We start from the raw sequence: 11736 nt of genomic DNA, 5'->3' as shown, positions 1-11736 counted from the left end.
CCTCCCCAGCCTCGCGGCTCGCGCTCTCCGAGCGCTCGCCGCGTCCCTCGCGGGCGGTTCGCGGCCGCCACCGGCGGCCGCTCACCGGCGCGCCACCGCATCGTCTGTTTATGAGTAGTTGCTCCCGCCGCCTCACTCCAGCTCCGCCCGCAGCGCCGCGTTCATCGCGTCGACCGGCGCGTCCTCGCCGGTCCAGATCTCGAACGCCTCGACCCCTTGGTACAGCAGCATCCACGCGCCGTCGACCGTCGTCGCGCCCGCGGCGGCTGCCTCGCGCAGCAGCCGAGTCTCGATCGGCGCGTACACCGCGTCGAGGACCGCGAGGTCGCCGTGGAGGTGGTCCGCGGGGACGGGGGTCTCGTCGGGGGCCTCCATCCCGACGCTCGTCGCGTTGACGAGTAGGTCGGCGGCCGCGACGCGGTCGCCGAGGTCGTCGAGGCCGCCGCCGGTCGCGTTCGGCACGTCCGCGGCCAGTTCGACCGCGCGCTCCGCGGTGCGGTTCGCGACGTGAACGGTCGCGCCGGCGTCGGCGAGCGCGAACGCGGCCGCCCGCCCCGCGCCGCCCGCGCCCACCACGAGCGCGTCGCGACCGTCGACCGTCACGTCGTGGTGCGCGAGCGCCCGCGTCACCCCGGCGGCGTCGGTGTTGTGGCCGCGCGGTCGGTCGGCCTCGCCCGCCCGGACCGGGCCGTAATCGATCGTGTTGACCGCGCCGATCCGCTCGGCGAGCGGGGCGGGGTCGACCGCGTCGAGGGCGTCTTGCTTGAACGGGACCGTCACGTTGAGCCCGGCGACGCCGAGGTCGGCCGCGCCCGCGATCGCCGCGGCCGCGGCGTCGGCGTCCGGCTCGAAGGTGACGTACCGCGCGTCGAGACCGAGCGCCTCGTAGCCCGCCTCGTGCATCGGCGGCGACAGCGAGTGGCCGACCGGGTTCCCGATCAGTCCGTACACGTCCATGCCCGCTCACGCGGCCGCGACCGACAAAAGGCGGTCGGTCGGTGACGGGACGGTCTCACTCCCGCTGTCCGTCCCGGTCTCGCTCCGCGTCGATGACGTCTTCGAGGGTCTCGGTGCCGACGTCGCTGGCGACCTTGACGCCGACCAGCGACACGACGATGCCGCCGACGATGAACGCCGCGAGCTGCTGGACCGGCGTCATCGTCATCCCGTAGGCCGACAGCGGCTCGCGGATCGCCTCCTGCGCGAGGAAGTAGCCGGCGAAGCCGCGGACGACCAAGGCGACGGCGGCGATGACGAACGGGAGGTTGAGGTATGGCGTCCGAATCCCCTCGTCGCGGATCAGCTCGTCCAGCAGCCGCCCCACGGCCGCGGTCACGCCGCCGACCGCGAACCACGGCACCGCCGCGTAGGCGAACTCCACGACCTCGACGAGCCGGGGCGACCCGGGGTCCAGCTCGGAGGCGGCGAGGAAGCCGAAGAACCCGCCGACGAGGGCCAGCCCGCCCGCGACGACGTACGTCACGATCGACACCTGCCCGGCGTACAGCGCCTCGCGGACGCGCTCCGGCATCCCGGCCACGAACCGGTCGATCGCGAGCCCCTTGTACAGCAGCGCGGCGCCGAGCAGCCCGGCGACGCCGGCGACCGCCTCGCCGGCGGAGAACCAGTAGAACAGCGCGGGCACCAAAAGCAGCGCGACGCCGAACGGGACGAGGACGGTCGACCGCAGCTGCTCGTCGGCGAGGAACTGCTTCAGCAGGTAGTAGGTGGACTCGATGTCGCGGGCCTGCCGGACGACGACGCGATCGACCGAGTCGACGGGAACTCGGGACTCGACGACCGGGAGGACGCGCTCGTCCTCGGCGGAGTCGACGACGACGATCGCGGCCCGGGGGTCGTATCGCTCCACGAGGTCGTCGAGCTGGGCCGCGATCGAGCGGTCGGCGCCGACCGGGGAGTCGCTCTCGGCGGAGACGACCGCCACCACCGACTCCTCGCGTTCGTCTCTGAGGTCGCGCGCTACGCGCAGCGACTCCAGCAGGCAGTTGACGCTGGCGTCCTCGGGATCGTCCAGCCCGGCGTCCGTGACCAGCGACCGGACGGCCTCCCAGCCGGCGACCGGCATCGGGACGTTGGTGGCGCGACCGATCGCCCCGGACCGGTCGACACAGATGACCAGCGTCGTCACGTGTCGACTCACACCGCGGCCGGACAAAAATCCTCCCCGTCGATCGTCGGAGCCGCACCGTCGGTCGGCGCCGTCCCTCGGCGCGCCCGTTCGACCGCCGCTACCGCAGCTCTACGTCGATGTCGCCGCCGTCGTCGGCGAACACGCCCGCGACGCCGCTCCCGGCGGCGAACGCGACGCGCTCGGCCCCGATCCCGAGCCGCTCCGCGAGCCCGCGCTCCGGCGTGAACTCGCGCACCTCGGGCTCCGCCCCGATCAGATCGGCGAGGCGGTCCTCGACGTCGTCTTCGGTCCCCAGCTCGTCGACGAGCCCCATCTCGGCGGCGTCCTCCCCGAGGTAGACGCGCGCCTCGGTCTCTCGGATCGCCTCGGGGTCCATGTCGCGCCCCTCGCTCACGGTCTCGACGAACTGCTCGTAGTAGCCGTCGATGATCCCCTGGAGGTACTCGCGCTCGTCCTCCTCGATCTCCTTCAGCGGCACGCCGGCGTCCTTGTACTCGCCGGCGGTGAACTGCTCGTAGGAGATCCCGAGCTTGTCCGCGAGCCCCTTCGCGTTCGGCCGGGAGCCGACGACGCCGATGGAACCGACGAGGCTCGCCTCGCGCGCCCACAGCTCGTCGCAGCCGCTCGCGATCCAGTAGCCGCCGGACGCGCAGGTGTCGGTCGCGTACGCCACCGTCGGGCCGCCGAAGTCGGCGGCGGCCCGCCGGATGTCGTCGCTCGGGACGACCTCGCCGCCGGGCGTGTTGAGCTCGACGACGAGCGCCTCGACGTCTTCGTCCTCGTCGGCCGCCTCGATCTGTTCGACCACGTCGCCCGCAGTCGCGCCGCCCGGGCCAGACAGCGGCGACGGGCGCCCCTGTTTCCGACGGATCGGCCCCGACACGGTCACCTTCGCCGTGTTGTACTCGTCGGCGTCGCCGAACCGCCCGCCGGTGAGCCGCGCGAGGACCGCGCGGCCCGCGATCGTCGTCGCCGCGCCCACCGCGGCGGCCGCGAGCAACCCCTTCCGTCCGTTCGCCGGCGCGTCGTCCATACCGGCGGTAAGGAACGCGGACGGTTATATACTGGCGTTGTGTGAATCGGCGTCAGTGGGACGCACGTCACCGGCCGCACGACTCGGAGGTGACACGGGAGGATCGTACGCGGTGACGCACTAACGGACCCGACGTAGGCACCGCGGCCGCCGTTCGACCGAACGGTCGTTCCCCGCCGTTCCGAACTGGACGTTTTATTTTCGACGACGCGGTACCGGTCAGCGATGAGCGACGGGCGACGATCGGCCCCGGGGACTGAACGGTGGCGCTTCGAGACTGACCGCTGGCTCAACTCTCGGCCGACGGTGAGGAACGGTACGGTGTACGTCGGGAGCAGCGACGGCAACGTGTACGCGGTGGACGCGGACGACGGGTCGGAACGGTGGCGCTTCGAGACTCGGGGTGACTTCGCCACGACGCCGGTCGTGGCGGGCGAAACGGTATACGTCGGGCACCGATCGGGAGGTCTGTTCGCGATAGACGCGACCACCGGGACCGAACGGTGGCGTTTCGAAGGCGGAAAACGGCCGATCGTGACCGACGCGACCGTGTACACCGGCGGCCGTACGGACGGGTACCTGTACGCACTTGACGCCGCGACCGGAGACGAGCAGTGGCGTTTTGAGACCGACGGGTTTGTGGAACGGTCGGTGAACACGGCCGACGGAACCGTCTACGTCGGGAGCCACGACGGGAGCCTGTACGCCCTAGACGCGACCACCGGGACCGAACGGTGGCGCTTCGAGACCGGAGATCTGATCCGGAGCCCCCCGGTGGTTACGCAGTCGGCGACATACGTCAAAAGCGGAGACGGAAACCTGTACGCGGTGGACGCGAACGACGGGACCGAGCAGTGGCGCTTCGCGGTCGGATTCGGGGATGCTCCACCGGCGGTGACGGGATCGACGGCGTACATCGGGGGCGGCGACGGAACCGTGTACGAGGTGGATGCGAGAGACGGGGCCGAACGGTGGCGGTTCGAAACCGAGGGGGCGTTTCACTATTCTCCCGTCCCGGTCGATTCGACGGTGTACGTCGGAGGCAGTGACGGGACCCTGTACGCGGTGGACGCGGACGGGGGGATCGAGAAATGGCGCTTCGCTGTCGGAGGGGGGATCCAAACCCCACCGATCGTGGCGAATTCGAGCGTGTTTGTCGGCGGCCACGGCGGGACCGTGTGTGCGGTGGACGCGAACGACGGGACCGAGCAGTGGCGTTTCGAGGCCAGCGCCGGGGACTGGACCGCGGTGACGCTGACGGACTCGACGGTGTTCCTCGGGAACCATAACGGGAACGTGTACGCCGTGGCCCGGACCGAAACAGGCCGCTCCGGCATGATAGAGGCAAGGGACCGCTCGGACCGGACGGGGGACACGGATGAGAGGGAGACCGGGATATGCGAAAGCTGTGGTGCGGATCTGCCCGCGTCCGGCGAGTCGGTGTTCTGTCCGTCGTGTGGAGTCCATCGGAAGTGTCGGAACTGCGGGATGAACTTCATCGAGCGCGGGCTCGACGACCCGACGTACTGTCCGGAATGCGGGACCGAACAATAATCGCGTCTTTGCCTATTTCTCCCGGCATCGTCGGTCGTCGCGGCCGGTCTTTCCGCTCGACGGCCGCGACGCTGTCAGCCGCGAAAAACCGAAAAAACGCGTCGGAACCGGGGGAATCGACCGACTTACAGGAGGCCGGTCTTCTGGAGCTTCATCAGGTCCTCGGTGTCGAGCGTCTCGCCCTCCTTGAACTTCTGATAGATCTCCTCGGCCTCCTCTTTCTCCTCTTCGCGCTTCTCGGCGCGCTCGTCCTTCCGCTCTTCCTCCTCCTTCTTGTCGAGCTCGCGCAGGCGCTTCTGGACGCGGACGAAGTCCTCGTGGTGGCGGTCGGCCGCCTCCTGGGCCTCGACGAACAGCTCGTGCATCTCGTCGGCCTCGTCGCGGATGTCGTCGGCCTCGCGGTAGGCCTCGATCATCTGGTTGTGGTGTTCCTGGGCCTTGTCCGCGAGCTCCGTCACCTTCTGGTGGTGCTGGGACGCCTCGGATCGGACCTCCTCGGCCTCCTCGACGAGGTCGTCGAGCTCGCTCGTGTCGTCGACCTTCTCTTTCTTCTCCGCGAGCTTCTCGCGCTTGTCGTCGATCTTCTCGATGAGCTCGCGCTCGTCTTCCGCGTCGAGCACTTCGGTCTGCTGGCGGAACTCGAGGTCCTCGATCTCCTCTTCGAGCTCCTCGATGGACTTCCCGGAGCCGAGCTCCATGTCCTGTTTGAGCTCCTCGACCTCGTCGAACAGCTCGTTGGCCTCGGCGTTGAGCTCGTTGCGCTTGTCCTTGTGCTCCTGGACCTGCTCGTTGAGCTCGTCGCGCTTCTCGCGGTGTTCCTGGGCCTCGTCGACCTTCTCTCGCGTCTTCGCGTTGAGGTCGTCGCGCTCGGAGGCGCGCTCGGACGCCATCTGGTTCAGCTCGTTGCGTCGGTCTCGCAGCTGTCCGGCGCGTTTGATGAGCTGGCCCTTGGAGCCGTTCTCCAGGTCGTCCTCAGAAAGGTCCACGTTGTCCGCCTCGTCCATCGGTTCCACGTCGTACTGCTCGATGACTTCTTCTTTCGTTACCATTTGTTATCTCTCCATCACCGCTCCGGCGACAGCGGACGCTCGCTGTGGTGCGTCGGGCCGTCTGCAAGAACTCCCGTTCATTTCAGCGTGCGATTCCACCAGCGCCAGAGGCGTTCTGGTACCCGCAACTACCCCCGGGCGATACATAAATACTTCGGTGATTTTCGTGTACACCGGTGGCACGGAGCGTGTACCGCGCGATCTCCGTGGTTACCGTTCACACGACTCGACCGAACGGCGTCTCATTCCCGTCACGACCCACCGTCCTCGTCGACCTCGTAGGAGAGGACGACCCCGTCGTCGAGCCGCTCCGTCCCCGTGAGCGTCAGGTCCGGGAACGCCTCGGTGAAACCGGCGCCGTCCGCCAGCGTGGGCGCGTCTCGGCCACCGATGACGAGCGAGCCGACGTAGACGTGGAGCTCGTCGACCACGCCCGCGTCGAAACAGGAGAAGATCACCTCGCCGCCCCCCTCGACCATCAGGCGGTCGACGCCGCGGTCGGCGAGCCGATCGAGCCCCTCGGCGACGTCGACGCGCTCCTCGCCCGCGACGATCACCTCCGCGCCGGCCTCGGCGAGCGCCTCGCGCCGACCCGTGTCGGTGGCCGCCGAGACGAGCAGGTACGTCGTCGCCGCGTCGTCCAAGATTCGGGCGTCGGTCGGCGTCCGGCCGGTGGAGTCGACCACGACGCGGGCGGGGTCGCCCGGCCGCCCGTTCCGAAGCCGCTCTACCCGGCGGTCCTCCTCGTCGAGCGTGAGGTGCGGGTCGTCCGCGAGGACGGTTCCCACCCCGACCAGCACCGCGTCCGCGGCCGCCCTGACGCGGTCGACCCGGTCGAAGTCCTCCGGCCCGGAGATCCGGAGCTGTTCCCGGCGGCGGGTGGCGAGCTTCCCGTCGACGCTCTGGGCCGCGTTGACGACCACGTACATACGCGACGGTCGTCCGGACGCGGAATGGTCGTTTCGGTCGGTGAGGCCGCCGCGACCTTCGACCGCGGAGGCCGCCGCGACCCAAAGCGTATCCGACGCGGGACCGAACCGGGGGCAATGAGAACCTCGACGATCGTCGTCCTGATCGGCGCGCTCCTGTTCCTCCTCCCGATCCCGGGCACGTTCATCCTCGGCGCGCTCGTCGTGCTCGCGGGCCTCGTCGCTCGCCTGTTCGGGCTCTGAGGCGACACCGTTTAGCCGCCGCCGACCGAGCGACCGCCCGTGTCCGATCCGACCGCACACCACGTCGGGATCACCGTCGCCGACCTCGACCGCGCCGTGGCGTTCTACACCGAGACGTTCGACCTCGACGTCGTCGCCGAGTTCTCCGTCGGCGGCGACGCCTTCGCCGACGCGGTCGCCGTCGAGGGCGCCGCGGCCGAGTTCGCGCACCTCGACGCCGGGGGTGCGATCGTCGAACTCGTCGCGTACGACCCGACCGACGAGACCGGCCCCGCGGACGACCCCGACCTGAACCGTCCCGGGGCGACCCACCTCGGGCTCACGGTCGACGACGTCGAGGCGTTCTACGAGGGGCTCGACGACGACGTACCGACGCTGAGCCCGCCGCGGACGACCGAGAGCGGGACGACGATCCTGTTCGTCCGGGACCCGGAGGGGAACCTGATCGAGGTGCTCGACGCCTGAACTGGCCCCGACCGCGCGGCCCGCGCGCCGGTCTACCCCGACATCGACTCGCGGAGCACGAGCAGCGACAGCGGGACGCTCGCGGCCACGAGTCCGTACACGCCACCGAGGATCGGTTCGACGCCGAACTCGGGCGCGAGGAGGTAGCCGGCGGTGAATCCGATCGGGTCGCAGACGACCGCGACGGCGATTAGCTGTGCCTGAAACGAGAGCGCTTCGAACCGACGGAGGAGGGCCATACGCGACCGTCACGCGTCAGCCAAATAAAACTTCGAGAACCGCTGCCGTCCGGGCGGCGCCGCCGCCTCACTTCACCTTCGTGCCGGGCGCGGCGTCCTCGTAGGTGGTGAGGAGGTCGGCGTCCTCGCCGGCCGCCAGCACCATCCCGTTGGACTCGACGCCGAACAGCTCCGCCTTCTCCATGTTCGCGAGCACGATCACCTTCGTGTCGGGCAGGTCGTCGACGTCGTGGAGCCCTTTGAGCCCCGCGACGATCGTCCGGGTCTCCGCGCCGAGGTCGACGGTGAGCTTCAACAGGTCGTCGGCGCCGTCGATCCCGACCGCGTCCTCGATCCGCCCGACGCGGATGTCCAGTTCTTGGAAGTCGTCGAAGCTGATGCGGTCGTCGCTGAGGGGTTCGATGTCGGTCATGTCGGTGTCGTCGGTGGTGTCGGCGTCGTTCGCGCTCGATCCCTCTTCGTCGTCGTCGTCCGTCTCGTCGGCCTCGGACTCGGCGACCCGCGCTTCGAGCTTCTCGTTCAGATCCTCGACGCGCTCGTCTTCGACCTGTTCGAACAGCTCGGTCGGCTCGCTCAGGTCGCCGGCGGGACCTTCCCCGGCGGCGTCGACGGTCGCGTCGTGGACGCTACCGGGCTCGCCGAGTTGGTCCCAGAGGCGCTCGCTCTTCTCCGGCGCCAGCGGCTCGAAGAGGACCGCGATCGCCTTCGCGATCGCAACGCAGTCGTAGATGACCCGCTCGGCCTCCGCGGGCTCCTCGTCGACAAGCTTCCACGGCTCGTTGCGCTGGATGTACTCGTTCCCGTACCGAGCGAGGTCGGTGACGGCGTCGCCGAGCGCCCTGACGGAGTAGTCGTCGACCGCGGCCGCGAACTCCTCGACGGCCTCGTCGATCCGCGCCGCCACGTCGTCGCTCGGGGCGTCGGCGTCCGGGCCGCCCTCGTAGTTGCGGTGGGCGAACAGCAGCGACCGGTAGAGGAAGTTGCCGACGGTCCCCACCAGCTCGGTGTTGACGCGCTCGGCGAACTTCTCCCACGAGAAGTCAACGTCCTGCTGGAACCCGCCGTTGGTCGCGAGGTAGTAGCGCAGCGGGTCGGGGTGGAACCCCTCGTCGAGGTACTCGTCGGCCCAGACCGCGCGGTCGCGGCTGGTCGAGAACCCCTTCCCGCCGAGGGTGACGAACCCGCTCGCCATCACCGCACGCGGCTCCGCGTGGTCGGTCGCCTCCAGCATCGCGGGCCAGAAGATCGTGTGGTGCTGGATGATGTCGCGGCCGATCACGTGGACGATCTCGCCGCCCTCCGGGTGCTCGTCGCTCGCGCCCTCCTTCCAGGCGGCCTCCCAGTCGAACTCGTCGGCGCCGACGCGCTCCGAGTACTGCTTCGTCGAGGAGATGTACTCGATCGGCGCGTCGACCCAGACGTAGAGAACGAGGTCCTGCGGGTTCTCGCCGGGCAGGTCGATCCCCCAGTCCATGTCGCGGGTGATACACCAGTCTTGGAGCCCCTGCTCGATCCACTCGCGGGGCTGGTTACGCGCGTTCGAGGTGCCCTCCAGCCGGTCGAGGAACTTGGAGAGGTAGTCGGCGAACTCCGAGACCGCGAAGAACTGGTGGGTGCGCTCGCGGTACTCCGCCGGGTTCCCCGAGATCGTCGACTCGGGGTCCTCGACCTCGCCGGGTTCGAGGTGGCGCTGGCACCCCTCGTCGCACTCGTCGCCCCGGGCGTGCGCGCCGCAGTACGGACAGGTCCCCTCCACGTACCGGTCGGGGAGGTACTGGTCGTCGACCGGGTCGTACGCGACCATGATCTCCTTCTCGTAGAGGTGTCCGCCCTCGTCGAGGTCGCGGACGAGCTGCTGGGTGATCTCGGTGTTCGTCTCGTCGTGGGTGTGACCGTAGTTGTCGAAGTCGACGTTGAACTTCGGGAACGTCTCGGCGTACCGCTCGTGCCAGTCGAGCGCGAACTCCTCGGGCGAGACGCCCTCCTGCTCGGCGTTGACCGCGACGGGCGTGCCGTGCATGTCGGAGCCGGAGACGAACGCGGTCTCCTGCCCGAGTCGGTCGAGCGCGCGGCTGTACACGTCGCCGCCGACGTAGGTGCGGAGGTGACCGATGTGGAGGTCGCCGTTGGCGTACGGCAGTCCACAGGTCACCACCGCGGGCCGGTCGGTGGGGAAGTCGTCGTGGCTCATGTGGTGTGTGTATGTCGTGTGTCGGTCGATCGGGTCTAAAGCCCGCTGGTTCGGGTCCGTCGCCGGCGCGGCGGTCGGTCGCGAGTCACCGTCCGTCCCGCGGGTCGCGCGGTCGACGGCCCGGGCGCTGCGGAAGGCGACGGGATTCGCCGCCGCGTCGGCGTCGACCGCGTTACCGGCCGGCGCCGACGCCGACGGGTCCGCCCGCCGCTAAAAGGAGCGCATCCGCATCCCGGACCGACTGACCCGTGTCACGACTCACGTTTCGAGCGGTCGGGGCTAAAAAGCGTCGCCCGAGGGCGGCTCACAGGAGGCCGCGGACGATCCGGGCCGCCTCCGCGGCGGTCGGCGCGAGGACGTAGACGATGGGTTCGACGCCGACCGCGCCGGTCTGGTACAGGACGAGCGCGTCCGCGTCGGCGGGGAGGTCCGCGGCCCCGACCGCGTCGGCGACCGCCTCGCGGGTCGGTCGCTCCGCGTCGAACTCGACGGTCGGGTGGTCGTCGTCGAGCGCCTCGACCGTCTCCGGGTCGTACCGGAGGTTCACCGCGCCGCGGACGTCCGCCCCCGCCTCGCGCGCCGCGAGCAGCACCGTCGCGACGTGTTCGCTCACGCCGAACTCGGGCTCGCCGGGCACCATCGCCCGGCCCTTCACGTCGACGAGGCGACCGGGGACCGCGGCGACGTCGTCGACGGTGGCGGCGTCGGCGAGGCACTCCGCGACGTTCGCGCCGACGTTCGGGATCAGCCCGGCGAAGCCCGAGGCGTTCGTCAGCGTCCTGAGTCCGCGCCGGACCGACGTGAGGACGCGCTCGCGCTCGCGGAGGCCGCTGTCGGGGTCGTGGACCGAGAACTCGACGTCCGCGTCGGCGAGCGCCGGCATCGCCGCCTCGTGGAGGTCCGCGAGGAGGTCGCCCTCCTCCAGCTGGCGGATCAGCACCTCGATCTCGACCAGGGCCGCGACGGGGGTGAGGTCGCCGCTCGCGAGCCCCTCGCCCACGCGCTCGACGAGGTCGCGCACGCGCTCGTCGGCGACGATCTCGTCGCGCCTGGCCACGTCGCCCGCGGCGTACTTCGACACCGCCGACTGCGAGATGCCGAGCGCGTCGGCCACCTCGGACTGCGTGAACCCCCGCTCGCGGAGGTCCTCCGCCAGCATCGAGCGGACGGTCGGCAGGAACTCGTCGACGACGACCTCCTCGATGAACCTCATCGCTTCTCTCCCTCCGCGCCCGCCGCCCGGGCGTCATCGTCGAACTCCGGGTCGTCGCCGATCCGCGACGCCTGCGGGCCGTCCTGTCCCTGATACTTCGACCCGCGCTCGGCGCCGTACGGCCGGTCGGCGGGCCGTTTCAGCTCCGTGAAGGTGAGCTGCGAGACGCGCATCCCCGGCGAGAGCGCCACCGGCGCGGTCCCGAGGTTCGAGAGTTCGAGCGTGATCTGCCCCTCGTACCCGGGGTCGCACAGCCCCGCGGTCGCGTGGACCACGATCGCGAGCCGGCCGAGCGAGGAGCGCCCCTCGACGTGCGCGACGAGGTCGTCCGGGATCGCGACGCGCTCGGCGGTCGTCCCGAGGACGAAGTCGCCGGGATGGAGGATGAACTCGTCGCCCTCGGCGACGGTCGTCTCCGTCACGTACTCGCTCACCTCGCCCGCGTCGGTCGGGTGGATACAGGGGATGTTGGTGCGCTGGAACTCTAAGAACCGCTCGCCGAGCCGGAGGTCTACGCTCGCGGGCTGGACCTGCTGGTCGACGTCGTCGAGCGGCTCGACCGCGAGGTCCCCCTCGGCGAGCCGGTCGAGGATGTCGGCGTCGGACAGGATCATACCGAGAGGCGGAGCGCCGGCGGCTTAAAAACTCCCGAATCGGCGGGCACCGAT

The 11736-nt window shown here is 70.1% G+C and carries 12 protein-coding genes; 3 read left to right on the top strand and 9 right to left on the bottom strand.

Annotation, left to right across the window (positions count from 1 at the left end):
- Positions 1–132 precede the first annotated feature (132 nt).
- From EXE46_RS13885 to sppA, 3 genes are all read right to left on the bottom strand, one after another.
- Positions 133–957 (bottom strand): shikimate dehydrogenase, encoded by an 825-nt coding sequence (locus tag EXE46_RS13885; protein ID WP_137688974.1) that lies wholly within the window; start codon positions 955–957, stop codon positions 133–135.
- A gap of 55 nt (positions 958–1012) precedes the next feature.
- Entirely contained in the window at positions 1013–2149 is a 1137-nt protein-coding gene (locus EXE46_RS13880; RefSeq protein WP_137688973.1) for a DUF373 family protein, read from the bottom strand.
- Positions 2150–2249: 100 nt separating this feature from the next.
- Positions 2250–3185: a signal peptide peptidase SppA gene (sppA, locus tag EXE46_RS13875; RefSeq protein WP_137688972.1), complete on the bottom strand. Its 936-nt coding sequence runs from the start codon at positions 3183–3185 to the stop codon at positions 2250–2252.
- Between the two features lie 225 nt (positions 3186–3410).
- Between sppA and EXE46_RS13870 the strand changes: the two genes are divergently transcribed.
- Positions 3411–4739, top strand: coding sequence for a PQQ-binding-like beta-propeller repeat protein (locus EXE46_RS13870; RefSeq protein WP_137688971.1), 1329 nt, complete (start codon positions 3411–3413; stop codon positions 4737–4739).
- Between the two features lie 125 nt (positions 4740–4864).
- Here the strand turns inward: EXE46_RS13870 and EXE46_RS13865 are convergent, their stop codons facing one another.
- Together EXE46_RS13865 and EXE46_RS13860 are read right to left on the bottom strand one after the other, a co-directional pair.
- Positions 4865–5788, bottom strand: a complete 924-nt coding sequence (locus EXE46_RS13865; protein ID WP_137688970.1) for a coiled-coil protein — start codon at positions 5786–5788, stop codon at positions 4865–4867.
- Between the two features lie 251 nt (positions 5789–6039).
- On the bottom strand, positions 6040–6717 hold the full coding sequence (locus EXE46_RS13860) for a 2,5-diamino-6-(ribosylamino)-4(3H)-pyrimidinone 5'-phosphate reductase (protein WP_137688969.1): 678 nt from the start codon (positions 6715–6717) through the stop codon (positions 6040–6042).
- Positions 6718–6834: 117 nt separating this feature from the next.
- On the opposite strand from EXE46_RS13860, the gene EXE46_RS17215 reads away from it, so the two are divergent.
- Both EXE46_RS17215 and EXE46_RS13855 read left to right on the top strand, forming a co-directional pair.
- Positions 6835–6960, top strand: a complete 126-nt coding sequence (locus EXE46_RS17215) for a transporter (protein WP_199234176.1) — start codon at positions 6835–6837, stop codon at positions 6958–6960.
- A 39-nt stretch (positions 6961–6999) separates the two neighbouring features.
- A complete protein-coding gene (locus tag EXE46_RS13855; protein ID WP_137688968.1) occupies positions 7000–7425 on the top strand; it encodes a VOC family protein in 426 nt (141 codons plus the stop codon).
- 32 nt (positions 7426–7457) lie between these two features.
- On the opposite strand, the gene EXE46_RS13850 is transcribed toward EXE46_RS13855, so the two are convergent.
- The 4 genes from EXE46_RS13850 to dcd all read right to left on the bottom strand — a co-directional run bounded on the left by EXE46_RS13850 (position 7458) and on the right by dcd (position 11682).
- The gene (locus EXE46_RS13850; protein ID WP_137688967.1) at positions 7458–7664 is read right to left on the bottom strand and encodes a hypothetical protein; all 207 of its coding nucleotides are present in this window, start codon (positions 7662–7664) and stop codon (positions 7458–7460) included.
- A gap of 67 nt (positions 7665–7731) precedes the next feature.
- Positions 7732–9855 carry a methionine--tRNA ligase gene (gene metG, locus EXE46_RS13845; protein WP_137688966.1) on the bottom strand — a complete coding sequence of 708 codons (2124 nt, stop codon included), beginning with the start codon at positions 9853–9855 and terminating at the stop codon, positions 7732–7734.
- 304 nt (positions 9856–10159) lie between these two features.
- Positions 10160–11068, bottom strand: a complete 909-nt coding sequence (locus EXE46_RS13840) for a thiamine-phosphate synthase family protein (protein WP_137688965.1) — start codon at positions 11066–11068, stop codon at positions 10160–10162.
- A complete protein-coding gene (dcd, locus tag EXE46_RS13835; protein ID WP_137688964.1) occupies positions 11065–11682 on the bottom strand; it encodes a dCTP deaminase in 618 nt (205 codons plus the stop codon). The genes EXE46_RS13840 and dcd overlap by 4 nt, the downstream gene beginning before the upstream one ends.
- Positions 11683–11736 lie beyond the last annotated feature (54 nt).

It is taken from the genome of Halorubrum sp. GN11_10-6_MGM (assembly GCF_005435165.1).
GTDB lineage: Archaea > Halobacteriota > Halobacteria > Halobacteriales > Haloferacaceae > Halorubrum.
The sequence above is the reverse complement of the archived record's forward strand: the minus strand, read 5'-3'. Positions and strand labels throughout refer to the sequence as shown.